The following is a 25768-nucleotide window of genomic DNA, read 5'->3' as shown; positions in this document are numbered from 1 at the left end:
GGGCCGCGGGCCGCGGGACCCGGCGGCTCCGAGGGCTGGTGCTGCTGGGCACCGTGCTGGTCCTGCTCCTCCTCGGCAGCGCGGCCCCGGCGAGCGCCCACGCCGCCCTCCGGGACAGCGACCCCGGGGACGGAAGCGTCGTCGGGTCCGCCCCGCGGCACCTCACGCTGACCTTCACGGAGCCGGTCGGCCTGCTCGACGACTCCTTCCGCGTCTACAGCCCCGACAACCGCCGGGTCCGGCTGGGCGAGCCGCGGCACGCGGACGGCGCCTCCGACACCGCGCGCGCCGCACTGCCCGGCGACCTCGCCGACGGCACCTACACGGTGGCCTGGCGGGTGGTCTCCGCCGACAGCCACCCGGTCTCCGGCGCCTTCACCTTCTCCGTCGGCTCGCCCTCGCCCCACCCGCCCGCGGCACCCGCGGACCACGCCGAGCACCCGGTCACCAAGAGCCTCTACGACACCGGCCGCTACCTCGCGTACATCGCGGCCGCCCTGCTGATCGGCGCGGCGGCGTTCGCGGGGCTGTGCCGTCCGCCGGACACCACCCCGCTGCGGCCGGCGCTGCTCACCGGCTGGTGGACCCTGCTGGCGGCCACGGCCGCCCTGCTCGTCCTGCGCGCCCCGTACGAGAACGGCACGCCGCCCTCCGCCGCCCTCGACCCCGCCGCGTTCTCCGGCGCCCTCACCGGCCGGCCGGGCCTGGCCCTGCTGACCCGGCTGGCCCTGCTCCTGCTCGCGGCGGCCGTCCTGGCACCGCTCGCCCGGCGCGGCGGCCCCAGGACGCGCCTGGCGGCCGGCGCCGCGTTCTCCGTCGCCCTCGCCCTGACCTGGGCGGCGGCCGAACACGCCTCCGCCGGGATCCAGGTCCCGCTGGCGATGACGTCGTCCGTCCTCCACCTGCTGGCGACGGCCTGCTGGCTCGGCGGCCTGACGGCGCTGCTCCTCACCCTGTACCGCGCGAAGACCCCGCCCCCGCCCGCCACCCTCGCCCGCTTCTCCCGCCTGGCCTTCCTCTCGGTGACCGTGCTCGTCGTCACCGGCACCTACCAGTCCTGGCGCGGCCTGGGCTCCTGGGCCGCCCTCACGGACTCCTCGTACGGCCGGACCCTGACGGCCAAACTGGCCGCGACCGTCTTCCTGCTGCTGGCGGCGGGTCTGTCCCGCCGCTGGACGGCGCTCCTGGTGAGCGGGGCGCAGGCGCAGGCGGCGGTGGAGGCACGGGTGCCCGAGCTGGTGGGAGCGTCCGGCGCGCCCCCGCGACCCGGGCCCGCGGAGACGGCGCCGGACGTTCCGGACGCGCCGGACGGGCCGGACGTGCCCGGGACGCCGCCGGCTTCCGGCCACTACCGCCGCGCCCTGCGCCGGTCCGTGCTGGCCGAGGTGGCCGTGGCCGTCGTCGTGCTGCTGATCACCACGGTGCTGACCGGCACCCTCCCCGCCCGCGCGGAGGCCGAGGCGGCCGAGGCGCCCCGGCCGCAGGTGGCAGGGCTTCCCGGTGCGGAGGCGTTCACGGTCCCCTACGACGTCGGCACACCCGGGGGCCGGGGCACGGTGCAGATCACGATGGACCCCGGCCGGGTCGGCCAGAACGGCCTGCAGGCCGTGGTCTTCGGCCCCACCGGTGCCCTGACCTCCGTACCGGAGGTCCGGGTCTCCTTCAGCCTCGCCGCCGAGGACATCGGCCCCATCGACGCCGAGGTGACCGACCGGGGCGGCTACTGGGCCACCAGCGACGTCGTTCTCCCCCTCGAAGGCACCTGGACCATGAGGCTGACGGTCCGGGTCTCGGAGGTGGACCAGGTGACCGAGACCCGGCAGGTGCGGATCACGCGCTGAGGCTCTCCCCACGGCCCGGCGTCGACGGGCCGACCGGGCGCGGTCGCGGCGCGGAGGCATCCGTGCTGTCCTGGAAGCAGCCTCAGGGGTACATGCCGATGCGCCACAGCAGGACGTCCACCGTCACCTCCGCCCGGCACCCCGCGCCGGCCGGAGCGGGCGGAGGCCTGCTGCCGGCGCGGGATCTGGCAGCCGCCTGGCTCCTGGTCCTCCTGATCGCGGTACCCGCCTGGGTGCTGACCATCGGGCAGGCCCGCGACATGGGGGTGGGACCCGGCACCATGGGGACGGCGCTGCCGCTGTTCCTGCTGCTGTGGGTGACGATGACGGCGGCCATGATGCTGCCGTCCATGGCACCGGTGGCCCTCACGTGGGTGCGCGCGATCGGCCGCCGGTCCTCCGGCTGGACACGGACCGTGCGCACCGTCGAGTTCACGGGCGGCTACCTGCTGGTGTGGACCGCCTTCGGCCTGCTCGCCTACGCGGCCCTCGCCCTCACCGGTGACCTCGTGGACGACCGTCCGACCGCCGGACGCTGGATCGGCGCGGTGGCCTTCCTGCTCGCGGGCCTGTATCAGCTCGGCCCCCTCAAGAACGTCTGTCTGCGGCACTGCCGCGACCCCATGGCCCACCTGGTGCGCTACGCCGGGTTCCGCCGGCCGGCCCGCGACCTCCGGGTGGGCGTCCATCACGGCGCCTACTGCGTCGGCTGCTGCGCCGGCCTGATGGTCGTCCTGGTGCCGCTCGGCGTGATGAACGTGGCGGCGATGGCCGGGCTGGCCGTCGTCATCTTCGTCGAGAAGCTGTGGTCCCGTGGTCCGCTGCTCGCCCGGGGCGTGGGCGTCGCGTTCCTCGTACTCGCCGTGCTCGCGCCGTTCCAGGACTGGCTGCTGCCGGGGCTGCGGGCGCCGATGCCGATGACGGACGGCATGTGACGCTCCTGACGGCTGCTGCTAGTCGGGGCCGCTCCAGTCGAACGGGAAGTGCTTGCTCGACCTCCCCGAGCGTTCCCAGGAGAAGCCGAACGCGTCGGCGCGGTCGGCCGTGGCCCGGCCCCAGGTGGCGACCTGGCCCGGTCCGACCTCGGCCCCCGGGGCGTTGTGGACCTGGACGCGCGCGCCCTGAGGCGTCGTCGGGCCGGTGAGCGCCTCCGCCACGGCCGTGACCCGGCCGGGGATCTCGGCCCGCCAGGTGGCGAGATCCTCGTCGATCTCGACGTGGACGGGGGCGACGTCCATGCCGCGCATCTCCGGGTGGAACATCTCCCCGAACTCCGCCGGCCACCCGCCCGCCTCACCGCCGAAGACGGCACCGAGCGCGGCGCGCTGCCGCTCGTCGGCGCGTTCGTCGAGGAAGACCGCCGCGTACGGGTCGGTGTGCGTGCCGGCCCAGGGGTTGCCGACGAAGGAGCCGAGCATCAGGACGTTCAGGCCGTCCAGCCGCACGTCGCCGAAGCTGCCTTCCCGGATGTGCCAGACCAGCACGCCCTCGCAGTCGCCGTAGGTCGGGGGCTGGGCGAAGGTGCAGGGGCACGGTATGGCGCACTTGCACACGTCGAACCAGTCGCCGGTCAGGTGCCAGCGTGTGGCGGTGGTGACGTGATCGGTCATCTCGCTTCCCTCCCGCCGGGCCCCTGGCGGGGCCCACTCGGAGTGGCGAGACCGCGTGTCCCGAGCCCGCGCCCGGAACGACGAGGCGGCCTCACTTCCAGCTTGCACCCCACGCCGCGGTGACGGGAACCCCGGCACCGAGGAGGTCGCGCGGATCCGGTGACGCGGGCAACGTCGAAGGGCCCCCTGTTTCCAGGGGGCCCTTCGACTTCGTGCCCGGTGAGGCACTGGCGGAGGATACGAGATTCGAACTCGTGAGGGGTTGCCCCCAACACGCTTTCCAAGCGTGCGCCCTAGGCCTCTAGGCGAATCCTCCGCCGGAAACATTACATGACCGAAAGGGGTGCTCGCGAACTCGTTCCCCGCCCGCGACATGGGGTAGCCTCTGCGTAGCCCCTCACGCGGCGCTATCTGACTGAACTCCCCCAGGGCCGGAAGGCAGCAAGGGTAGGTCGGCTCTGGCGGGTGCGTGGGGGGCGCTTGCGTCTCCGGCGCCCGGTCCGGTTGTCGGTGGACGCCTATAACCTCGTATGCGTGTCGTCTCTCGCGCTGTACCGCCGCTATCGCCCGGAGTCGTTCGCCGAGGTCATCGGGCAGGAGCATGTCACCGACCCGTTGCAGCAGGCGCTGCGGAACAACCGGGTCAATCACGCGTACCTGTTCAGCGGTCCGCGCGGCTGCGGCAAGACGACCAGTGCGCGGATCCTCGCCCGGTGCCTGAACTGCGAGAAGGGCCCCACGCCGACTCCGTGCGGGGAGTGCCAGTCGTGCCGCGACCTCGCGCGCAACGGACCCGGTTCGATCGACGTCATCGAGATCGACGCCGCTTCCCACGGTGGTGTGGACGACGCCCGTGACCTGCGCGAGAAGGCATTCTTCGGGCCCGCCTCCAGCCGCTACAAGATCTACATCATCGACGAGGCCCACATGGTCACGTCGGCCGGTTTCAACGCGCTGCTCAAGGTCGTCGAGGAGCCGCCGGAGCATCTGAAGTTCATCTTCGCGACCACCGAGCCCGAGAAGGTCATCGGGACGATCCGGTCGCGGACGCACCACTACCCGTTCCGGCTGGTCCCGCCCGGCACCCTGCGGGACTACCTCGGCGAGGTGTGCCGGAAGGAGGCCATCCCCGTCGAGGAGGGCGTGCTGCCGCTCGTCGTGCGGGCCGGGGCCGGGTCGGTGCGTGACTCGATGTCCGTCATGGACCAGCTGCTCGCCGGAGCGACGGCGGACGGTGTGACGTATGCCATGGCCACCTCCCTGCTCGGGTACACCGACGGCTCGCTGCTCGACTCCGTGGTCGAGGCCTTCGCGACCGGGGACGGCGCCGCCGCCTTCGAGGTCGTCGACCGGGTGATCGAGGGCGGCAACGATCCGCGCAGGTTCGTCGCGGACCTGCTGGAGCGGCTGCGGGACCTGGTCATCCTCGCCGCCGTCCCCGACGCGGCCGAGAAGGGGCTCATCGACGCCCCCGTCGACGTCATCGAGCGGATGCAGGCCCAGGCTGGCACCTTCGGCCCCGCCGAGCTCAGCCGTGCCGCCGACCTCGTCAACGAGGGGCTGACCGAGATGCGCGGCGCCACCTCGCCCCGTCTCCAGCTCGAGCTGATCTGCGCGCGCGTGCTGCTTCCCGCCGCGTACGGCGACGAGCGCTCGGTCATGGCCCGGCTGGACCGGATCGAGCGTGGTGTGAACTTCTCCGCGGGCGCCGGTGCGCCCGCCGTGGGGTACGTCCCCGGGCCGGAGGCCCACGGGCCGGCGCAGGGGCAGGGCGGCATCGAGCCGGGCGGTGGTGCCGCCGCCGTCCGGGCCGCGGTACGGGCACCGGGTCCGTCGCCCACTCCGGCGCCGCCTGCTCCCACACCCGCGCCGCCTGCTCCCGCCCCGGCCCCGCCTGCCGCGCAGCCCGAGGCTCCGGCGGCCGTCCCCGCCCCGGCCGCCGAGAGTCCGGCCGCGCCGGCCGGCGCGCCCGGAGCCTGGCCCACCGCCGCCCCCGCCGGCAGCGGCGGCCGCCGGCCCGGCGGCTGGCCCACGGCGGCGCCGACGGGCGGTGGCCGGCCCCCGGCTGCGGCGCCGAGTGCCGCCCCCGCCCACGCCCCCGCGCCCACGCCGGTGCACACACCTCAGGCGGCACCGCCGGCTCCCGCTCCCCCGGGCGGCGGCGGTGGTGGTCTCGACCCCCGCATGCTCTGGCCGAACATCCTGGAGACGGTCAAGAACCGCCGTCGCTTCACCTGGATCCTGCTCAGTCAGAACGCCCAGGTGACCGGCTTCGACGGCACCACCCTCCAGATCGGCTTCGTCAACGCGGGAGCGCGGGACAACTTCCTCAGCAGCGGCAGCGAGGACGTACTGCGCCAGGCGCTGGCCGAGCAGTTCAACGTGCAGTGGAAGATCGAGGCGGTCGTGGACCCGTCCGGCGGCGGTACGGCGGCTCCCGCCCCGGCCGGACCGCCCGGCGGCCGCAGCGGCGGCGGCGGCGAGGGCTTCGGTGGTGGCGGCGGATACGGCGGCTCCACCGGCGGTACGCGACCCTCCGCCCCCCGGACCGCCGCCCCGGCCGCCCCCGCGCAGCCGGCGAGCGCGCCCGGCGCGGCCGCCGCGCCCGCGCCCGGCCCGGCCCCCCGCCCGTCGGCCCCGGAGCCGACGGCGCCCGTCTCGCCCGAGGACGACGTCCCCGAGGACGACGACCCCGACCTGGACGAGTCGGCCCTCTCCGGTCAGGAGCTGCTGGTACGGGAGCTGGGGGCGACGGTCGTCGAGGAGATCGCGAACGACTAGTGCCCGGCTCCGGAGACCTCCCGCCGGACCGAGACGTCCTCCGCCGCGGGCGGCGGTTGGAGGAACGCACGAACCGCCTCCGCCCGCTCCTTCGGAAGCCCGCACAAGGGAAACCCGCCGTCTCCCGTTAGGCTGACCCCCGTGAAGGTCCTCGTCATCGGCAGCGGCGCCCGCGAACACGCCCTGTGCCACTCCCTGTCCCTCGACCCCGATGTCACCGCGCTGCACTGCGCCCCCGGCAACGCCGGCATCGCCGAGGTCGCCGAGCTGCACCAGGTCGACGCCCTCGACGGCGCCGCCGTGGCCGCGCTGGCCGCGCGGCTCGGCGCGGACCTGGTGGTGGTCGGCCCGGAGGCGCCCCTCGTCGCCGGTGTCGCCGACGCCGTACGCGACACGGGTGTCCCGGTCTTCGGCCCCTCCAAGGAGGCGGCGCGGCTCGAGGGCTCCAAGGCCTTCGCGAAGGACGTCATGGCGGGGGCCGGCGTGCCCACCGCCCGCAGTTACGTCTGCACGACGCCCGAGGAGGCCGACGCGGCCCTCAAGGCGTTCGGCGCCCCGTACGTCGTCAAGGACGACGGGCTCGCGGCCGGCAAGGGCGTCGTCGTCACGGACGACATCGAGGCGGCCCGCGCGCACGCCCGCGGCTGTGACCGTGTGGTCATCGAGGAGTTCCTCGACGGGCCGGAGGTCTCCCTCTTCGCGATCACCGACGGCGAGACGGTCGTGCCCCTCCAGCCCGCCCAGGACTTCAAGCGCGCCCTGGACGGCGACGCGGGCCCCAACACCGGCGGCATGGGGGCGTACTCCCCGCTGCCCTGGGCCGACCCGAAGCTCGTCGACGAGGTCGTGGAGACGGTTCTCCAGCCGACCGTCGACGAGATGCGGCGCCGTGGCACCCCGTTCTCCGGCCTGCTCTACGCCGGTCTGGCGATCACCTCGCGCGGCGTCCGCGTGATCGAGTTCAACGCCCGCTTCGGCGACCCCGAGACCCAGGTGGTCCTGGCCCGGCTGAAAACCCCGCTGGGCGGCCTGCTGATGGCCGCGGCCACCGGCAACCTCGCCCACCTGGAGCCGACGCGCTGGAGCGACGAGGCCGCGGTCACCGTGGTCGTCGCCTCGCACAACTACCCCGGCACCCCGCGCACCGGCGACCCGATCACCGGCCTGGACGAGGTCGCCGCCCAGGACGCCCCGCACGCCTACGTACTGCACGCCGGCACCAGGCGCGAGGGCGACGCGATCGTCAGCGCGGGCGGGCGCGTGCTGTCCGTCACGGCGACCGGCAAGGACCTCACCGAGGCCCGCGACCGCGCCTACCGCGCGGTCTCCCGCATCGGCCTCGACGGCTCCCAGCACCGCACGGACATCGCGGCGAAGGCGGCCCGGGAGGCCTAGCGCCTGCCGGTCCGCTCCCGGCGCCGATGAACCCCGCAGGCCCCGGATCCGTCTCAGGATCCGGGGCCTGACCCTTGCCGTCCGTCATGCACCTTTCCCCAAAGCCATTCCATCGAGTGAGCGATACGCCATCCGGCTGACGTGAACCGGGGCCCCAACTAGGGTGCCGCGCAAGCGTTCCGGCACTTGGCCCATCGGCATTGCGATGTCGGTGACGGGTGCCACAGTGGTGGCATGGCAACGCCAGGACAGCGTCCGGAGCCGGGAGGGGGTGAGGTCGGGCCATGAGCGGAAGCGGAAGGGCGGCGGAGGCGGGCGGGCTGAGCGCGCGGTCCCGTGCGCTGGCCGTGCTGCGGGTCCGCAGCCGCGCGCTGGCCGTCGCGCTGCTGCCGGCCGCCGTCGCCGTGATCCTGCTGGTCGGCGGGTCCACCGGACATCTCCCGGGTGCCGGCTGGGACCTCGCCCGCCGGTTCGTCACGCCCGTCGCGGTGCTCGTCCTGCTCCTCGCCTCCGGGGTGGCCCTGGTCGTCGCCCGGGCCCGGCCCGCCATGAGCCCCACCGTGCCGGTCGCCGAGGAGGCGGCCCCGGACCTGTACCGGCTGGTGCGCGACCTCGCCGACCGCCTCGGCGTTCCCGCACCCTCCGCGATAGCGCTCACCCCGGACTGCGACAGCTGGCTGGAGGACCGCACCCACCCGGCCCACGGCCCTCCGCCGGCCGAGGAGCACGACGACATAGCGGGTGCGGGGCGGCCACCGCGCGGGGCGCCCGTCGCGCCCGTGCTGGTGATCGGCTCCCCGTTCCTGTGGTGGATGCGGGTGGGGGAGCTGCGCGCGGTGCTCGCCCCGGTCGTGGCCGGTACGGGACCGTCGGCGCACCCGGACATAGCCGCCGCCCGGCGCTTCGTGCAGGGGCTGGACGCAGCCGTGGCCGTGACCTCGGCGCCGCGCCGCGGGCCGGTTCCGCGCGGGGTGTCCGCGGGCGTCGGCTGGGTCGTCCGGCTGCTGCTGCGCGGGTGCCGGGAACATGCCGCCGAGATGGAGCGCGGGGTCGCCGCCGCGGCGGCCGAGCGCGCACAGGCTGTGGACTACGGGCTCCGGATCGTCGCCCAGGAGCAGGTGGGCCTGGCGTACGCGGGCTGGGACCGGCTGCTCACCCGGGTCGCGCTGCCCGCCTGGCGGATGGGCCGCTGGCCCTCACGGCTCAACGCGGGGGTGGTGGCGGCGCTCACCGAGCTGTCCCGCCGGGACCGGCTGGCGGAGGGCTTCGCCTCCCGCCTCGGCGAGCGTCCCGCCTGTGACCTGCTCGAGGAGCCGGGCGCGGTCGACGAGGCGGCCTCGCTGCTCGCCGCCCGCCTGTTCCACGGAGGGCCCGCGGAGACGGGGACCGACTGGGCCCCGGTCCACTGGGGCGACTACCCCGAGGAGGTCGTCGACCGCACGTGGCGCACCGACGCCGCCCGCCTCCACCGGGTCCTGGACACCCTCCACGCGCCCCCGGCTCCGGGAGAACCCCCGGCCCCGGCCGGCCCGACCCTCACCCGCGTCCTCACCCATCTGGCGACCCGCCCCGCGCCCGGGGAGCAGCCGCACGCGGCCCCGTCCCCGGACCCCGGCCGGCCCCAGGGACCCGTGGCGGCAGCCCCGCTCCCGCCCTGTGGCCCCACCCCGGACGACGACGAGGACCTGTCCGGCACCACCCCGCGCAGTGCCGCTCTGGCCGCCCGGCTGAGCGCCGAGCTGGCGCGCGAGGAGGTGGTGGCGGATGCCGCCGCGGCCGGCGCCTCCGCCGGAGGCCCGGGAGGCTCCGCGGCACCCGGCACCACCGACGCCGCCCTCCCGCGGGACGACGGCGCGCTCCCGCTCCTCCCCCTCCGGCCCCCGCGCACCGGCCGGGAACTGCTCGCCGACCACATCACGGCGATGGTCTGCTGCGCGGCGATGGACACCGCGGGCGCCACCCCCGGCCTCGACTGGCTGGACGGCCCGGCCCTCCTCCTGGGCGGCGTACGAGCGGGGGACCTGTCGCCCCAGGTCCTGGCCCTGATCGAGGACGGCGATCCCTCGGCGCTGCGCGTGTGGCTGACCGAGCACGGCATACGTGCCGAGAAGCCCGTACGGCTCGTCTGAGCCCACGGCCGTCACCCCCGCCCGGATCTCACCCTTCCGCTTTCGGTCAATTCACAACGAACGGTGACGGAGTGCGTGCGTTATGTGATGTGCTTGGACCGTTCGCGCTCACTGGCAAGGGCGCGCGACATACGACAGGCACATAACTGACGCGGGGACCTCACCCGTCAGGCGACTGCCGAACAGCACCACCCACCGCACCGCACCGGGGGTACGAGGGAGGGGAGCGATCATGGGCTCGGAGCAGATCCGCCGCTGGGACTCGGGGGCGCTGGCGCACGCCGTGAACGATCCTTTCGGACAGGGCCCCCTCCCGTGGCTGCGCGGCAGCGAGACCTACTTCGGCGACTCCGGCCAGGTGGTCCCCTGGTACGTGGACCCGGACCCCGCGGACCCGGAACCGCGCACGGGCCCGGACCGGCCCACCACCCGCCTTCCCCGGCAGGGCGGCCCGCGGGTCCCCGCCCCCCGGTCCTCCGGCGGCCCCCGCGCCGCCGACGACGTGCACCGCCAGATCAAGGGCTTCACCTCCACGGGCGCGGTCGCCCCCGGTGAGTCCATCGACTTCCACGTCACCGTCGACCCGCCCCAGGAGTTCGGGGTCGACGTGTACCGCATCGGCCACTACGCCGGTGACGGCGCCACCAAGATCACCTCCAGTCCCCGCCTCTCCGGCATCGTGCAGCCCCCGCCACTCACCGCCGACCGCACCGTCTCCTGCCACCACTGGTGGCTGTCCTGGCGGTTACCGATCCCGTCGTACTGGAGCGTCGGCGCGTACGTCGCCGTGCTCACCACGGCCGACGGCTACCGCTCGCACATCCCGTTCACCGTCCGCGACGACCGCCCCGCGGACCTCCTCCTCGTCCTGCCCGACATCACCTGGCAGGCCTACAACCTCTATCCGGAGGACGGCCGCACCGGCGCGAGCCTCTACCACGCCTGGGACGACGGCGGCCGGCTGCTCGGCGAGTCCGACGCCGCCACCACCGTCTCCTTCGACCGCCCCTACGCGGGCGCCGGCCTCCCGCTGCACGTGGGACACGCCTACGACGTCATCCGCTGGGCCGAGCGCTACGGCTACGACCTCGCCTACGCCGACGCCCGCGACCTGCACGCCGGCCGGGTCGACCCCACCCGCCACCGGGGCCTGATCTTCCCCGGCCACGACGAGTACTGGTCGGTGCCCATGCGCACCGCCGTGGAGCGCGCCCGCGCGCACGGTACGTCCCTGGTCTTCCTCTCCGCCAACACCCTGTACTGGCAGGTGGAGCTCACCCCCTCCCCGGCCGGCCCCGACCGCCTGCTGACCTGCCGCAAACGCCGGGGCCCGGGCAAACCGGCGCTGTGGCGGGAGATCGACCGCGCGGAGCAGCACCTGCTGGGCATCCAGTACGCCGGTCACGTCCCGCAGCCGCACCCGCTGATCGTCCGCAACGCCGGCCACTGGATGTGGGAGGCGACCGGCGCGCACGAGGGCGACGGCATCGAGGGCATGGTCGCGGGCGAGGCGGACCGTTACTTCCCGCGCACCCCGCTGCCCGAGCACGAGGAGCGCGTCCTGCTGGCGCACTCCCCGTACGCCGACCGGGCCGGCGCCCGTCGCCACCAGGAGACCTCCCTCTACCGCGCCCCCTCGGGCGCCTGGGTCTTCGCCTCCGGCACCTTCGCCTGGTCCCCGGCCCTGGACCGCCCGGGCCATGTCGACCCCCGCGTCCAGCGCGCCACCGCCAACCTCCTGGACCGCATCTGCAAACGCGACTGACCCGCCGGGCGGGGTGTCCGCACCGACCCGTGGCCGAGACCGTTCGCTGCATACGGGAGAATCGAGTCACTTGGACATCACCACGGGGAGGAACCGTGTCCGGATTCGTCGAAAAGCCCGAGCCGATCCAGGTTCCGGGCCTGGTGCACCTGCACACCGGCAAGGTGCGCGAGCTGTACCGGAACGAGGCGGGCGACCTCGTGATGGTCGCCAGCGACCGCATCTCCGCCTACGACTGGGTGCTGCCGACCGAGATCCCCGACAAGGGGCGGGTCCTCACCCGGCTCTCCCTGTGGTGGTTCGACCAGCTCGCCGACCTGCTCCCGCACCACGTCCTGAGCACCGAGCCCCCGGCCGGCGCCCCCGGCGACTGGGCGGGCCGCACCCTCGTGTGCAAGTCGCTGAACATGGTCCCCGTGGAGTGCGTGGCCCGCGGCTACCTCACCGGCTCGGGCCTGGCCGAGTACGACGAGTCCCGTACGGTCTGCGGCCTCGCCCTCCCCGAGGGCCTGGTGGACGGCTCGGAGCTGCCCGCCCCGATCTTCACCCCGGCCACCAAGGCCGCCGTCGGCGAGCACGACGAGAACGTGTCCTACGAGGAGGTCGCCCGCCAGGTCGGCGCGGAGACCGCGGCCCAGCTGCGCCAGGCGACCCTCGCCGCCTACTCCCGCGCCCGGGACATCGCCCGTGACCGGGGGATCATCCTCGCGGACACCAAGTTCGAGTTCGGCTTCGACGGCGAGACCCTGGTCATCGCCGACGAGGTGCTCACCCCGGACTCCTCCCGCTTCTGGCCGGCCGAGCAGTGGGAGCCGGGCCACGCCCAGCCCTCGTACGACAAGCAGTTCGTACGGGACTGGCTCACCTCGGCCGAGTCGGGCTGGGACCGCCGCGGCGAGCAGCCCCCGCCGCCGCTGCCGCAGCACATCGTGGACGCCACCCGGGCCAAGTACGTGGAGGCGTACGAGCGGCTGACCGGCACCTCCTGGAGCTGAGCACCCGACAGCCGGGCCCGCGAGGGCCCGGCCCACGGCGGAAGGCCCACGACAAAGGCCCCGGTCGATGACCGGGGCCCTGATCCTGAGCGAACGACGAGGTTCGAACTCGCGACCTCAACCTTGGCAAGGTTGCGCTCTACCAACTGAGCTACGTTCGCATGCGCCGTGGCGCGAGAACCACTATACCCAACCCCGCTCCCGTGCGAGACGCACCGCCGCATGGCGGTTCTCCGCCCCGAGCTTCGAGACGGCCGAGGAGAGATAGTTGCGCACGGTCCCCTGGGACAGCGCGGCCCGCTCCGCGATCTCCGCCACGGGTGCCCCGTCCGCCGCGAGTTCCAGCACCTCGGCCTCGCGCGCGGTCAGCGGGGAGTCGCCGGCGGCGATCGCGTCGGCGGCCAACTCCGGGTCGACGTAACGGTTTCCCGCGTGCACCGTGCGGATGATCTCCGCGAGGCGCTGGGCGCTGACGGTCTTCGGGACGAACCCCCGCACACCGGCCGCGAGCGCCCGCTTCAGATGCCCGGGCCGCCCGTGACCGGTCACGATCAGCACCCGGCAGTCGGGCAGCTCCGCCCGCACCGATGTGGCGACCTTCACACCGTCCGCGCCGGGCATCTGCAGATCCAGTACGGCGACATCGGGGGCGTGCGCCCGCGCCATCGCCAGCGCCTCCGGCCCCGTGGCGGCCTCGGCGACGATCGTGATGTCGTCCTCCAGTGAGAGCAGAGCGGCGAGCGCCCCCCGGATCAGGTGCTCGTCGTCGGCGAGCAGCACGCGCAGCCGCGCCGTCATGAGGCGGCCCCGTGCACGGGGCGGGACGCCTGCCGGGCCGCGGCAGCGGGCGGTTCGGCCTTCCGTGGCAGGGGCACCTCGGCGGTCAACCGGAAGCTCTCCTCGCCGACCGGACCGGCCTCCAGCGTCCCGCCGATCCCGGTCAGCCGCTCGCGCAGCCCGGCGAGTCCGGATCCCGTCCCGCGGCCACCCGTCTCCCCCCGGACGCCGTCGTTCTCCACGGACAGCACCACACGTCCCTCCGTCACCTTCAGTTCCACCGTGCACCGCCGGGCATCTCCGTGCCGCAGCACGTTGGTCGCCGCTTCTCTCATGACCCATCCCAGCGCCGACTGCGCCGAGGCAGGCAGCCCGGCGGGTGAGCCGGTGATCGTGCAGGCGATGCCCGCGGCCCGCAACACGCCCTGGGCACCGACGATCTCGGCCGTCAGGTCGGCCTCACGGTAGCCGCGTACGACCTCGCGGACCTCCCGTTGCGCCTCGTGTGCGAGCCGCTGCACCTCGGTCATCTGGTCGACGGCCTCCGGGCGCCCCCGCTGGGCCAGTTGCACCGCCAGTTCGCTCTTCAGCGCGAGTACGGTCAGGTTCCGGCCCATCACATCGTGCAGGTCCCGGGCGAACCGCAGCCGTTCCTCCGCGACGGCGAGCCGTGCCCGGTTCTCGCGTGCCTCGTCGAGCTCGTAGACCGCGTTGAGCAGCCAGACCGACAGGGCGGCCGTGAACGCGACGAACCCGGCTCCCAGCAGCACGACCAGCGAGGTGACCGCGGCGGCGGTCACCGGAGCGCCCAGGAGCAGCGGCACCAGCCCCGCACCTGTGGCGAAGGCGAGCACCACGGAGAACACATGCCGCCGGTCGCCGAGGCCGAGCGTGATGATGCCCGCCCCGAGGATCAGCACGGTGCCGAAGACCGCGCCGGCCGCGGTGCCGACGTCGTCCGAGCCGGCCGGACCGTGCTCCACGGCCGCGAGGGCGCCGACGGCGATCACCGCGCTGACCGCACCGAGCACCCACAGCAGGTGGACGGGCTGCTTACGGCGACCCCGCGTCCAGTCCAGGGCGCGCGACACGGTCACCATGCACAGCGCGGCATGCGCGCACACCATCGCCAGCAGGGGACCGCCGAGTCGCGGCTCCGGCCCGCCGACGGCCGGCAGCCCGACCACGAGGACCTCGACCACGCCGAAGAAGTGGAACGACCATCGTGTGTACGTCTCCACCTTCGCCGGTGTGCTCTTGCGCCGCCACCAGCGACCGGGCTCCCGCATTTCTCGGCTCCTTCACCTCAACGCCGCGGCTCCCACCGGAACCAGCGCCGTACACCGAACAGCGCCAGACCGGTCCATGCCACCGCTGTCACCACGGCGCCCAGTGTCTCGTAGGCCGACAGGTCTCCGGTCCAGCCGTCGCGGACGAGCAGGATGACCGGGCTCAGCGGCAGCAGCTCGCACACCGAGGCCAGCCGGTCGGGCAGCATCTCCAGCGGGACGGCGATGCCGGAGCCGAGCATCGAGACCAGCAGCAGGGGCAGCGAGGTGACTTGGGCGCTCTCCACGGTCCGGGTGAAGCTCGCGGTGACGGCGGCCAGGGCGGCGCACATCACCAGGCCCGAGAGCAGACCCAGGACGACGAGGTGAGGCGCCTGGGGGACGGACACGTCGAGCAGGACGGCACAGCCGACGGTCAGCACCAACGACTGCACGAGTCCGATGGTGACCGCGGGGAGCGAGGCCCCGGCCAGGATCTCGACGTCCCGCACCTCACCGGTGCGCAACCGCTTGAGGACGAGTTCCTCGCGCCGGGTGACGAAGATGCCCACGAGGGCGCTGTAGACGGCGAAGAGCAGGGAGAAACCGACGGCGGCGGGCAGTACGACGGTGCCCACCGTGAGCCCGGCGTCCTCCAGATCCATCTCCCCGACCACCGACAGCACGGTGAACGGCAGCATCAGCGGCACGAACAGCGCTGCGACGAGCGTTCCCTTGCTGCGGCCGAGCAGGGTCATCTCGGCCCGGGCCAGGGCCGTCAGCCGGCCCCTGCTGGTGGTGACGGCCTGACTCATGCCGCGTACTCCTTCACATCCGCCGAAGCCGGAGTGGTTCCCGCGGCCGCCTCGCGGGCGATGCCCAGGAACGCCTCCTCCAATGACGCCGAGCGCACGTCCAGCCGCCGTAGCTCGACCCCGGCCCCCTCGGCCCAGGTGAGCAGCCGCGTCGCCGCCCGCTGCAGTTCCCGCGTACGGAGCCGGACGAACCGGCCCTCGACCTCGTGCCCGCACACGCCGAGTTCGGCGAGCGGCGGCAGGTCGCCGAGGTGGTAGCCCTCGGGCAGCTCGAAGCCGATCCTCGAGGGCTGGGACGCGGTCACCTCGGCCGGGGTGCCGGTCGCGGCGATGCGCCCCTCGTGCAGGATCGCCAGCCGGTCGGCGAGTGCCTCGGCCTCCTCCAGGTAGTGCGTGGTCAGCAGCACCGTCGTACCGCCGTCGCGCAGGGCGCGGACCAACTCCCAGGTGTCGCGGCGGCCTTCGGCGTCCAGTCCGGTGGTCGGCTCGTCCAGGAACACCACCTCGGGATCGCCGAGCAGCGCCAGCGCCAGGTCGAGGCGGCGTCGCTCACCCCCGGACAGCTGCTTGACCCGTACGTCCGTCTTCTGGGCCAGCCCGACCAGCGCGAGCACCTCCCGCGGTGGACGCGCCCCGCTGACGCAGCCGGCCCACATCCGCGCGGTCTCGGCGACGGTCAGCTCCGAGGGGAAGCCCCCTTCCTGGAGCATCACGCCGGTGCGCGGCCGGACGGCGGCGCGCTCGGTGTACGGGTCGTGCCCGAGCACCCGGACCTGCCCGCCGGCCGGGGCCGCGAGTCCTTCCAGCAGTTCGACGGTGGAGGTCTTGCCCGCGCCGTTGGTGCCCAGCAGGGCGAAGATCTCCCCGCGCCGCACGGAGAAGCCGATCCCGCGCACCGCCTCGAACCCGCCCCCGTACACACGCCGCAGGTCGGTGACCTCAATCACGTGTCCGTGTTCGTTCGCTTCCATGCCTCGAGCATCCCGGCGGCGGGGAGGCGGAGGCAGTGCGCGTTGTCATCATTGCGCATGACAAATGTCAGACGACCGCCCGGAGAGCACCGACGGACCCGGAGCCGGCACGAAAAGACCCCGGTCCGATGGACCGGGGTCTCGTTCCCGAGCGGACGACGAGGCTCGAACTCGCGACCTCAACCTTGGCAAGGTTGCGCTCTACCAACTGAGCTACGTCCGCATTGCCTCCGACCGGCTCTCACCGATCGGCGCGGGCACCAGCCTACCTGATCCTCCCCAGAGGGGGGGACCCCTGTGGGGTCTCGGTACGGCGGTGCAGAGCGGGTGACAGGAATTGCACACTGCGCCTTCCCCCTGGAAGGGGGATGTTCTACTACTGAACTACACCCGCATGTACTCCGTGGGCCGGGCCTTTCGGCCTCGCCCCTCGGCGTGCTCCAGACTCTAGCTGATCAGCGGGGGTGCTGCGCAAGTCGGTTGCCGGGAGGGCCGGATGACCACCCGGGGCCCGGGCGGCTCACCCGCCCGGGGCCAGGGTTCACCCGGCCGGCTCACTGCGCCGCGGCGAACGCCTCGTAGACCTTCTTGGGGATCCGCCCCCGCGCGGGGACGTCCATCCGGTTCGCCTGCGCCCAGGCGCGCACGGCCGCCGGGTCCGGGGCGACCTCCGTCTGCCGGTACGCCTTGCCGGAGCGCGACCGCTTGCGGCCGGCGTCCACGTAGGGCTCGAGCGCCTTCCGCAGTTTCCTGGCATTGGCTTCATTGAGGTCGATCTCGTACGACTTGCCGTCGAGTCCGAAGGCGATCGTTTCCGCCGCTTCCGAGCCGTCGATGTCGTCAAAGAGAGTGACCACGACCTTCTGCGCCACGAATATCGGTCCCTTCGTGCGGCATCTCTCGTCCGTACGTCCTTGATGACGTGCCGGTACGTCGCCGAGATGTCGGCTGTCCGCCTGTAATCGGGCAAAGTATCTGCTAATGACAATTCATTTGTACAGTGCCCGGCAATGCATTGTGAAGCCCGACTAAATCTGTCCGCGTGTCCGGGGCGCAATAGAGATGTGCGAGCGAAGGCGGATCTTTCCCGGATCTTTTCCCTGGCGCCTCCCCGCGATGCCGAATCGTGATCGGGCTCACGTAGATTCCTACAACTCTACCCGCGTAGAAATTTTGTGCGGGTAGTCTGAAGGGACCTGCTCAGCACCACACACCGGGAGTGCCAGTGGCACGCGTCGTAGTCGACGTCATGCTCAAGCCGGAGATCCTCGACCCCCAGGGCCAGGCGGTGCAGCGCGCACTGCCGCGGCTGGGTTTCGAGGGGATCTCGGACGTCCGTCAGGGAAAGCGATTCGAACTGGAAGTTGACGGGCCGGTCGACGAGGCCGCGCTCGCCCGTATCCACGATCTTGCGGAATCCTTCCTCGCCAACACCGTGATCGAGGACTTCACCGTACGGGTCGAGGAAGTCGCGGAGGCCGTGAAGTGACCGCTCGTATTGGCGTCGTCACTTTCCCGGGCAGCCTCGACGACCGGGACACCCGGCGCGCGATCCGTGTCGCCGGCGCCGAACCCGTCGCCCTCTGGCACAAGGACAAGGACCTCAAGCAGGTCGACGCCGTGGTGCTCTGCGGTGGCTTCTCCTACGGCGACTATCTGCGCGCCGGCGCCATCGCGCGCTTCTCGCCGGTGATGGACACCGTCATCGACCAGGCCAGGGCGGGCATGCCGGTGCTCGGTATCTGCAACGGCTTCCAGATCCTCACCGAGGCGCACCTGCTCCCCGGCGGCATGCTGGGCAACGACCACCTGCACTTCATCTGCCGCGACCAGAAGCTGCGGGTGGAGAACGCGGACACCTCCTGGACCACCGACTACACGGCCGGCCAGGAGATCCACATCCCGCTGAAGAACATGGACGGCCGCTACGTCGCCGACCGGCGGACGCTGGACGAGCTGGAGGCCGAGGGCCGCGTCGCGTTCCGCTACCTGGACTTCAACCCCAACGGCTCGCTCAACGACATCGCCGGCATCACCAACGCCGCGGGCAACGTCGTCGGCCTGATGCCGCACCCCGAGCATGCCGTCGAGCCGCTGATCGGTACGGGCCGTACCGACGGCCTGCCCTTCTTCACGTCGATCCTCAAGAAGCTGGTCAACGCATGAGCAAGACGCCTCTGGATACGGTCGAGCACGCGGCCGCGACCCCCGACGTCGAGCTGCCCTGGGCCGAGCTGGGCCTGAAGAAGGACGAGTACGAGCGGGTGGTGGAGATCCTCGGCCGCCGCCCGACCGGCGCCGAGCTCGCCATGTACTCCGTCATGTGGTCCGAGCACTGCTCGTACAAGAGCAGCAAGGTCCACCTCCGCCAGTTCGGCGAGAAGGCCCCCGAGTCCGACGCCCTCCTCGTCGGCATCGGCGAGAACGCCGGTGTGGTCGACGTCGGCCAGGGCTACGCCGTCACCTTCAAGGTCGAGTCGCACAACCACCCCTCGTACGTCGAGCCCTACCAGGGCGCGGCCACGGGCGTCGGCGGCATCGTCCGCGACATCATCGCGATGGGCGCCCGCCCGGTCGCGGTGGTCGACCCGCTGCGCTTCGGCGCCGCGGACCACCCCGACACCAAGCGCGTCCTGCCGGGCGTCGTCGCCGGCATCGGCGGCTACGGCAACTGCCTGGGTCTGCCCAACATCGGCGGCGAGGTCGTCTTCGACGCCTGCTACCAGGGCAACCCGCTGGTCAACGCCGGCGCGATCGGTGTCATGCGGCACGAGGACATCCACCTCGCCAAGGCGTCCGGCGCCGGCAACAAGGTCATCCTGTACGGCGCCCGCACGGGCGGCGACGGCATCGGCGGCGCGTCGATCCTGGCCTCCGAGACCTTCGACGACGCAAAGCCCTCCAAGCGCCCCGCCGTGCAGGTCGGCGACCCCTTCCAGGAGAAGCTGCTCATCGAGTGCACCCTGGAGGCCTTCGCCGAGAAGCTGGTCGTCGGCATCCAGGACCTCGGCGCGGCCGGTCTGTCCTGCGCCACGTCGGAGCTCGCCTCCAACGGCTCCGGCGGCATGCGCGTCACCCTCGACGACGTCCCGCTGCGCGACTCCACGCTCTCGCCCGAGGAGATCCTCATGAGCGAGTCGCAGGAGCGCATGTGCGCGGTGGTGGAGCCGGAGAAGGTCGACCGCTTCCTCGAGATCTGCGACAAGTGGGACGTCATCGCCACCGTCATCGGCGAGGTGACCGACGGCGACCGGCTGGAGATCTACTGGCACGGCGGCAAGATCGTCGACGTCGACCCGCGCACCGTCGCCCACGACGGCCCGGTCTACGAGCGCCCGTACGCCCGCCCGTCCTGGCAGGACGAGCTCCAGGCGGACGACGCGAACAAGCTGCCGCGCCCGGGGACCGGCGAGGAGCTGAAGGACCAGGTGCTGAGGCTGGTCGGCTCGCCCAACCAGGCGTCCAAGCAGTGGATCACGCAGCAGTACGACCACTTCGTGCAGGGCAACACGGTCCTCGCCCAGCCCGAGGACTCCGGCATGATCCGCATCGACGAGGCGTCCGGCCTCGGCGTGGCGATCGCCACCGACGGCAACGGCCGGTACGCCAAGCTCGACCCGTACGCGGGCGCCCAGCTCGCCCTCGCGGAGGCGTACCGGAACGTGGCGACGACCGGCGCCAAGCCGCTCGCGGTCTCCGACTGCCTGAACTTCGGCTCGCCCGAGGACCCGGCGGTCATGTGGCAGTTCGCGGAGGCCGTACGCGGTCTGGCGGACGGCTGCCAGCAGCTCGGCACCCCGGTGACCGGCGGCAACGTCTCGCTGTACAACCAGACGGGCGAGGCCGCCATCCACCCGACCCCGGTGGTCGCGGTCCTCGGCGTCATCGACGACGTGGCCCGCCGCACGCCGGTCGCCTTCCAGGAGGACGGCCAGCTGCTGTACCTCCTCGGCGACACCCGTGAGGAGTTCGGCGGTTCGGCCTGGTCGCAGGTCGTCCACGACCACCTCGGAGGCCTGCCCCCGAAGGTCGACCTGGAGCGCGAGCGGCTGCTCGCCGAGATCCTGGTCTCCGCCTCGCGCGACGGCATGATCGACTCGGCGCACGACCTGTCGGACGGCGGTCTGGTCCAGGCCGTGGTCGAGTCGGCGCTGCTGGGGAAGAAGGGCGCGCGTCTGGTCGTGCCGGACGGGCTCGACGCCTTCACCTTCCTGTTCTCCGAGTCGGCCGGCCGCGCCGTCGTCGCCGTGCCGCGCTCTGAGGAGCTCCGCTTCAACGACATGTGCGGCGCGCGCGGCCTCCCGGCCACCCGTGTCGGCGTGGTCGACGGCGACACGGTGGAGGTCCAGGGCGAGTTCGCGCTCACCCTGGCCGAGCTGCGCGAGGCGCACGAGGGGACGATCCCGGCGCTGCTGGCGTGAGGACCCCCTCGCGTCGGGTCCACGACCGCGCGTGACCCGACGCAACGCCCGGCCGGGTGACACCGGCCGGGCGTCGCGTGTGTCCGGGGGCTCGGTCCGGCGGCCGCTGACTGCCAGGGCCTGTCCGGCATGGTCCGCCGGACAGGCCCTAAGCCGCTCCGTGGCCGGGCTGGAGCGCGAAGCGGACGACGCGGACGCGGCCGTCGGGAGCGAACTCGCCGAAGGCCAGTACCTCCTGGAGCCGATCGGGGTTCCCGTCCCGGCTGGTGAGGTAGTGCGCCGCGAAGCGGTTGCCCTCCCGCAGGGTCTCGCGGACGTCCACCGGGTAGCGGTGTCCCCGCTTCCGCCCGTCCTCCAGGGCTTTCAGCACGGCGCTGCGCTGCATCACCCTGCCCCCGACCTGGTGCACCGCGTCCGGGGTGTGGAACCGGTCGTGGGCCTCGGCGACCGGGACCGCGGGGTCGTATCCGGCGGCGTAGTACGCCCGCAGATAGTGGGCCGGGTCCTGGGCGGGCGTGGGTTCCGTACCGGGGGCGGGCGGGGCGGCCGGAGAGGTCCCCGGGGCGGGGCGGGCGCCGCTGTCGTAGGGCCCGGCGCCGCTCGACCAGCCGAGGCCGCTGGAGAAGAAGGCGGTCATCCGGGCCACCCGGCCGTCCTCGGCCATCTCGGCGAGGACCGCCGCCTCGGTGACGCTCTGCACCTTCCACACCATCGGCGTGCTCACCGTGTACCGGGCGGCCGCCCGGCGGCCGTCGGTGATCACCTCGTGCACGTGCAGCTCGTGCGGCGCGCGTAGCGATCGCCGGGAGCGGGCCTCGCCGAGGATCTTCTTGCGGTCCCAGACCCCGCCGTTGACGCGCAGGGTGCCCTCGGGCAGGTGGTAGCGGTCCCAGACCTCCTCGACCGGCTCGGTCCCGTCGAAGGCGTCGGCGTAGTAGGCGCGGAGGTAGCCGGCGAAGTCCTCCGCGGCGGTGGGGTGGTCCGTGGTGCTCATGACGCTCTCCTGGCTGTATCGGTGGGGGGAACGCCGTCCCTCGGACGCAGGGACGGCGCCGTCGTGATGTGGAACTCGTCGCGGAGGGCCGCGCGCGCCGCCAGATGCCCGCACATCCCGTGCACGCTGGGGCCGGGCGGGGTCGACGCGGAACACAGGTACACGCCGGGCAGGGGGGTGCGGTACGGATTCCAGGCCGGCAGCGGCCGGAACAGGGACTGCTTGAGGGTGAGGGCGCCCGCCCCGATGTCGCCGCCCGGGTAGTTCGGGTTGTACGTCTCGTACTCGGCGGCCGGCACACCGCGCGCGGCGACGACCGTGTCGGCGAAGCCGGGCGCGTACCGCTCGATGCGGCGGGTGATGAGGGGAACCGGGTCCCGGGTGTCCCCGTTCGGCACGTGGGCGTAGGCCCACACGGGGCGACGGCCGCCCACGGCGCGGGTGGGGTCGGTCACGGCGGGGTCGACGACCAGCACGAACGGGTCGTCGACGGGTTCGCCGCGGACGGTGGCGTTCTCCGCCGCGACCGTCTCGGCGCGGGTGCCGCCCAGGTGGACGGTCCCCGCCCGTCCCACCTCCGGGTCGGCCCAGGGGATCGGCTCGCTCACCAGAAAGTCGGCCTTCGCCGCGCCCGGGCCGTAGCGGAAGCGGCGCAGCGCTCGCGCGTAGCGGGGCGGCAAACGGTCGCCGGCCAGCGCGAGCAGGCCGTTGGGCGCGGTGTCCAGCATGATCACCCGGGCGTCCAGTTCCGCCAGCCGGCTGATCCGGTGGCCGGTGTGCACGACTCCGCCGTGCGCGTGCAGGTCGTCGGCCAGCGCCTCGGCGATGCGGATGCTCCCGCCTTCCGGCAGTGGCCAGCCGGTGGCGTGCGCCAGATGCCCGAGCAGGAGGGAGATGGCAGCGGAGGGCGGGCTCGGCAACCGGCCGACCGCGTGCGCCGCGACCCCGGTGAGCAGCGCGCGCGCCGCCTCGGTGCGCAGCCCGTTGCCGTGCAGGAGCTGGCCGAGGACGCGCGTGCCGAGCAGCAGGGGCGCCGACAGGTCCCGGGGCAGCGAGCGTTGGCCGGACAGCAGGAGGTCGGTCACGCCCCGGCTGTGCCGTACCAGCGGTGCCATCAGCCGGTGCCAGCGCTGTCCGTCCGGGCCGAGCCGGTCGCACGTCGTCGCGAGGTCGTGGTGGGCGAACGCCGCGCGGCCGCCGTCCAGCGGGTGGGCGTAGGCGATCGGGGGCCGCCGCAGCCCGACCCCGCGCGCGGGAAGGTCGAACTCCCGGAAGAACGCGGACGCGGCGGCCATCGGGTGCACGGCGGCGCACAGGTCGTGGCGGACCCGGGAGTCGAAAAGGGCCTCGCCGCGCAGGCCGCCGCCGAGCGTCGGCGCCTGTTCGTGCACGTGCACCGTCAGCCCGGCGCGGGCCATGGTGACGGCGGCGGCCAGACCGTTCGGCCCACTGCCCACCACGGCGACGTCGACACGGGTCATACGGCCGCCTCTTCGCCCGCGAACTGCTGGAGCGCGAGCCGCCGGTACACCTCGTCGTCCTGGAGCAGCTGACGATGCGTGCCGACCGCCCGCACCCGGCCCTTCTCCATGACGATGATGCGGTCCGCCTGCACGATGGTGGACAGCCGGTGGGCGATGGCCAGCACCGCGCACTCACGGGCCGCCTCGGTGATCGCGTCCCGCAGCGCCGCCTCGGTGTCGCTGTCCAGATGCGCGGTGACCTCGTCCAGCAGGATCACCGCCGGCCGCTGCAGCAGCGTACGGGCGATGGCCAGCCGCTGGCGCTGCCCACCGGACAACCCCGCGCCGCGCTCGCCGAGTTCCGTGTCGAGCCCGGCGGGCAGTGTTGCCACGAAGTCCTCCAGATGGGCGAGGCGCAGCGCGCGGGCGATCTCGGTGTCATCGGCACTCGGGTTCGCATAGGTCAGATTCTCCCGGATCGTTCCGCGCAGCAGGGGCGTGTCCTGCTCCACATACCCGACCAGTGAACGCAGTTCGGCGAGCGGCAGCCGTGTCAGGTCCTGGCCCGCGACCCGGATCGTTCCCGAGTCCGGGAGGTGGAAACGCTCGATGAGCTGGAACGCGGTCGTCTTCCCGGCACCCGACGGACCGACGATGGCGGTCAGACCGCGCCTCGGCGTCGTGAAGGAGACGTCCCGCAGCACCGGGGCGTCGTCCTGGTAGGCGAAGCCCACCTTCTCGAAACGGACCGCCGGCGCGTCGGCCGGGGTGCCGGACGCGTGCGGTTCACCCGGCGCCGTCTCCTCTTCCTCCTGGGGGATCGCCCCGAGCTCGGTCACGCGCTGGACGGCGGCGCGGCCCTGCTGGATCTGGCTGATCGAGATGAACAGCAGGACCAGCGGCGACACCAGGTAGAAGAGGTACATCACGAACGACGTCAGGTCGGCGGCCGACAGCGAGCCGGTGGCGACCCGGGCCATGCCCCAGGAGATGACGACGGCGAGCGAGAGCTGCGTGCCCACGTTCATCATCGGGTTGAGCAGCGACCCGAACGCCGTGACGCGGATGCCCGTGCGCCGGGCCCGGTCGGCCAGAGCGGCCAGTTCCCCGGTCTCCCGTTCCTCGGCACGGGACGCCTTGACCGTGGTGAGGGCACCGAGCACCCGCTGCAGCCCGGAGCCGAACGCGCCGACGTTCTCCCGGTTCTGCAGGGCGGCCCGGCGCACCTGGCGGGCCAGCAGGAGCGCGCCGGCGCTCGCGGCGCCGAGACAGCCGACGGTCGTCAGCAGCAGTTTCCAGTCCAGCCTGGCCATCAGCAGCAGGCTGCCGGCCACCATGAACACGGAGGTCACCATCTGCGCCAGCGCCTGGGCGATGACCAGGCAGGCGATGGAGGTGTCCGACACGGTGCGGGCGAAGACGTCGCCGAGTTGCAGACGGGAGAAGTCCGGTATCCGGCTGCGCAGCAGACGGCCCCCGAGGACGCGCCGGGTGTCGTACACGATGTTCTCGCCGGCGCGGCCGATCGCGTAGGCGTGTCCGGCGCTCAGCGCGGCGTCGGCGAGGAAGAACAGCGCGATCAGGGTGATGGGCCAGGCGATCGGCTCGTCCTGGGACACGGCCTTGATCAGCCGGCCCAGCATCCAGGGCTGTGCGAGCGTGGCCGCCGCTCCGGCCAGGCCCAGGGCGATGCCGGTGATCAGCAGGGTCCGGTGGCGGCGGACGATGTCCCGGAGGTTCATGCCGGCTTGGTGTAGGTGGTGACGAACAGACCGGCCGCGGGGACGTACGCGGTGTGCTGCCAGTCGCTGTAGCTCCCCTCCGGCTCCAGACCGGCGTCCCGCGCGTAGCCGTCGACCTCGCCGGGCGTCAGCAGGCGGGCGGTCTCGGTGCCGATGCGGTGCGTGCCGTCGGCCTCGAACCACACCGTGGACACCTGCCAGATCCGCTGGTCCGCCAGGAGGGTGGCGTGCATCTGGATGCCGGTGTTGGGCTCCGGGTACGGCGCGAAGAACGTCGTACGGGACATGCCCTCGTGCTGGGCGACGATGCCCGGCCGGTTGTGGGTCTCGATCACCAGCCGGCCGCCGGGACGCAGCAGTTCGGCGGCCCGGGCCACGACCGTGCGCTGCTCCTCGGGGTCGAGCACCAGCGCCAGCGTGGAGCACACGCAGTAGACCAGGCCGTACTCCCGGTCCCTCCGGTAGGTGCGGATGTCGCCGAGTTCGGCCGTGACCCGGCCTTCGTCCGCCCTCTTCTCCAGGGAGGCGAGCATCTCCGGTGAGGAGTCCACGCCGTGCACCGGACCCACGTGATGCGACAGCGGCAGCGCGATCCGGCCGGTGCCGACACCGAACTCCAGCGTGCCCCAGGAAGGATCGGGGTGGAATCGGGTCAGTGCCTCGACGGCGATGCGGGTGGACGCGTCGTCCCGGAAGACGCGGTCGTACCAGCCCTCGAACTGCTTGCCGTAGCCGATGTCCGCGATCGTCACTGGTTCTCCGTTTCGTTGCTGGGGTCCGGTGCCGGTGTGGCGCCCTCGG

At 73.2% G+C, this 25768-nt stretch carries 20 protein-coding genes, 4 tRNA genes and 1 other RNA gene; 11 read left to right on the top strand and 14 right to left on the bottom strand.

The genetic code is table 11. The annotated features are described in order from the left end of the window. Positions 1–38: 38 nt before the first annotated feature. Positions 39–1841 carry a copper resistance CopC/CopD family protein gene (locus F1615_RS05900; RefSeq protein WP_149548211.1) on the top strand — a complete coding sequence of 601 codons (1803 nt, stop codon included), beginning with the start codon at positions 39–41 and terminating at the stop codon, positions 1839–1841. Positions 1842–1939: 98 nt separating this feature from the next. Beyond that, entirely contained in the window at positions 1940–2776 is an 837-nt protein-coding gene (locus F1615_RS05895) for a DUF2182 domain-containing protein (protein ID WP_149548210.1), read from the top strand. Between the two features lie 18 nt (positions 2777–2794). Here F1615_RS05895 and F1615_RS05890 read toward each other — a convergent pair whose 3' ends face one another. Together F1615_RS05890 and F1615_RS05885 are read right to left on the bottom strand one after the other, a co-directional pair. Continuing rightward, positions 2795–3451: a DUF1326 domain-containing protein gene (locus F1615_RS05890; RefSeq protein WP_149547817.1), complete on the bottom strand. Its 657-nt coding sequence runs from the start codon at positions 3449–3451 to the stop codon at positions 2795–2797. Positions 3452–3679: 228 nt separating this feature from the next. Next, positions 3680–3767: transfer RNA gene (locus tag F1615_RS05885), tRNA-Ser, on the bottom strand. Between the two features lie 72 nt (positions 3768–3839). On the opposite strand from F1615_RS05885, the gene ffs reads away from it, so the two are divergent. The 6 genes from ffs (at position 3840) to F1615_RS05855 (ending at position 12516) form a co-directional block, all read left to right on the top strand. Then, positions 3840–3938, top strand: an RNA gene (ffs, locus tag F1615_RS05880) — signal recognition particle sRNA small type. 47 nt (positions 3939–3985) lie between these two features. Next, positions 3986–6232, top strand: a complete 2247-nt coding sequence (locus F1615_RS05875) for a DNA polymerase III subunit gamma and tau (protein ID WP_149547816.1) — start codon at positions 3986–3988, stop codon at positions 6230–6232. Between the two features lie 141 nt (positions 6233–6373). After that, positions 6374–7627 (top strand): phosphoribosylamine--glycine ligase, encoded by a 1254-nt coding sequence (purD, locus tag F1615_RS05870; protein WP_149547815.1) that lies wholly within the window; start codon positions 6374–6376, stop codon positions 7625–7627. A gap of 284 nt (positions 7628–7911) precedes the next feature. Further along, a complete protein-coding gene (locus tag F1615_RS05865) occupies positions 7912–9756 on the top strand; it encodes a hypothetical protein (RefSeq protein ID WP_149547814.1) in 1845 nt (614 codons plus the stop codon). A gap of 232 nt (positions 9757–9988) precedes the next feature. Beyond that, positions 9989–11521: a N,N-dimethylformamidase beta subunit family domain-containing protein gene (locus tag F1615_RS05860; RefSeq protein ID WP_149547813.1), complete on the top strand. Its 1533-nt coding sequence runs from the start codon at positions 9989–9991 to the stop codon at positions 11519–11521. Between the two features lie 95 nt (positions 11522–11616). Beyond that, positions 11617–12516: a phosphoribosylaminoimidazolesuccinocarboxamide synthase gene (locus F1615_RS05855; protein WP_149547812.1), complete on the top strand. Its 900-nt coding sequence runs from the start codon at positions 11617–11619 to the stop codon at positions 12514–12516. Positions 12517–12604: 88 nt separating this feature from the next. Here the strand turns inward: F1615_RS05855 and F1615_RS05850 are convergent. From F1615_RS05850 to F1615_RS05815, 8 genes are all read right to left on the bottom strand, one after another. Next, positions 12605–12677 (bottom strand) — tRNA-Gly (locus F1615_RS05850). Positions 12678–12699: 22 nt separating this feature from the next. Further along, positions 12700–13314: a response regulator transcription factor gene (locus F1615_RS05845; protein WP_149547811.1), complete on the bottom strand. Its 615-nt coding sequence runs from the start codon at positions 13312–13314 to the stop codon at positions 12700–12702. Then, complete coding sequence (locus F1615_RS05840) at positions 13311–14582, bottom strand: sensor histidine kinase (RefSeq protein WP_149547810.1); 1272 nt, start codon at positions 14580–14582, stop codon at positions 13311–13313. Before F1615_RS05840 ends, F1615_RS05845 begins: the two co-directional genes overlap by 4 nt. A gap of 17 nt (positions 14583–14599) precedes the next feature. Further along, a complete protein-coding gene (locus F1615_RS05835) occupies positions 14600–15376 on the bottom strand; it encodes an ABC transporter permease (RefSeq protein WP_149547809.1) in 777 nt (258 codons plus the stop codon). Next, on the bottom strand, positions 15373–16347 hold the full coding sequence (locus F1615_RS05830; protein WP_149547808.1) for an ABC transporter ATP-binding protein: 975 nt from the start codon (positions 16345–16347) through the stop codon (positions 15373–15375). Before F1615_RS05830 ends, F1615_RS05835 begins: the two co-directional genes overlap by 4 nt. A 150-nt stretch (positions 16348–16497) precedes the next feature. Beyond that, a tRNA-Gly gene (locus F1615_RS05825) sits at positions 16498–16570 on the bottom strand. 99 nt (positions 16571–16669) lie between these two features. After that, positions 16670–16741 (bottom strand) — tRNA-Gly (locus F1615_RS05820). Positions 16742–16901: 160 nt separating this feature from the next. Then, positions 16902–17219: a histone-like nucleoid-structuring protein Lsr2 gene (locus F1615_RS05815; RefSeq protein WP_149547807.1), complete on the bottom strand. Its 318-nt coding sequence runs from the start codon at positions 17217–17219 to the stop codon at positions 16902–16904. 353 nt (positions 17220–17572) lie between these two features. Here F1615_RS05815 and purS point away from each other — a divergent pair, with 353 nt between their 5' ends. From purS to purL, 3 genes are read left to right on the top strand one after another with little or no spacing between them, the layout of a single operon-like run. Then, positions 17573–17836: a phosphoribosylformylglycinamidine synthase subunit PurS gene (gene purS, locus F1615_RS05810; RefSeq protein ID WP_010045045.1), complete on the top strand. Its 264-nt coding sequence runs from the start codon at positions 17573–17575 to the stop codon at positions 17834–17836. Further along, positions 17833–18513 carry a phosphoribosylformylglycinamidine synthase subunit PurQ gene (gene purQ / locus F1615_RS05805; protein ID WP_149547806.1) on the top strand — a complete coding sequence of 227 codons (681 nt, stop codon included), beginning with the start codon at positions 17833–17835 and terminating at the stop codon, positions 18511–18513. Before purS ends, purQ begins: the two co-directional genes overlap by 4 nt. Then, a complete protein-coding gene (purL, locus tag F1615_RS05800) occupies positions 18510–20768 on the top strand; it encodes a phosphoribosylformylglycinamidine synthase subunit PurL (RefSeq protein ID WP_149547805.1) in 2259 nt (752 codons plus the stop codon). The genes purQ and purL overlap by 4 nt, the downstream gene beginning before the upstream one ends. Before the next feature lie 148 nt (positions 20769–20916). Here the strand turns inward: purL and F1615_RS05795 are convergent, their stop codons facing one another. From F1615_RS05795 to F1615_RS05780, 4 genes are read right to left on the bottom strand one after another with little or no spacing between them, the layout of a single operon-like run. After that, positions 20917–21762, bottom strand: coding sequence for a nuclear transport factor 2 family protein (locus F1615_RS05795; protein ID WP_149547804.1), 846 nt, complete (start codon positions 21760–21762; stop codon positions 20917–20919). Next, positions 21759–23243, bottom strand: a complete 1485-nt coding sequence (locus F1615_RS05790; RefSeq protein ID WP_149547803.1) for a phytoene desaturase family protein — start codon at positions 23241–23243, stop codon at positions 21759–21761. The genes F1615_RS05795 and F1615_RS05790 overlap by 4 nt, the downstream gene beginning before the upstream one ends. Continuing rightward, positions 23240–24967, bottom strand: a complete 1728-nt coding sequence (locus F1615_RS05785; protein WP_149547802.1) for an ABC transporter ATP-binding protein — start codon at positions 24965–24967, stop codon at positions 23240–23242. Before F1615_RS05785 ends, F1615_RS05790 begins: the two co-directional genes overlap by 4 nt. Next, on the bottom strand, positions 24964–25719 hold the full coding sequence (locus F1615_RS05780; protein WP_149547801.1) for a class I SAM-dependent methyltransferase: 756 nt from the start codon (positions 25717–25719) through the stop codon (positions 24964–24966). The genes F1615_RS05785 and F1615_RS05780 overlap by 4 nt, the downstream gene beginning before the upstream one ends. Positions 25720–25768 lie beyond the last annotated feature (49 nt).

It is taken from the genome of Streptomyces marokkonensis (assembly GCF_008312835.1).
GTDB lineage: Bacteria > Actinomycetota > Actinomycetes > Streptomycetales > Streptomycetaceae > Streptomyces > Streptomyces marokkonensis_A.
Note: the sequence above shows the minus strand (reverse complement) of the source record. Positions and strands in the feature narration are given on the sequence as shown.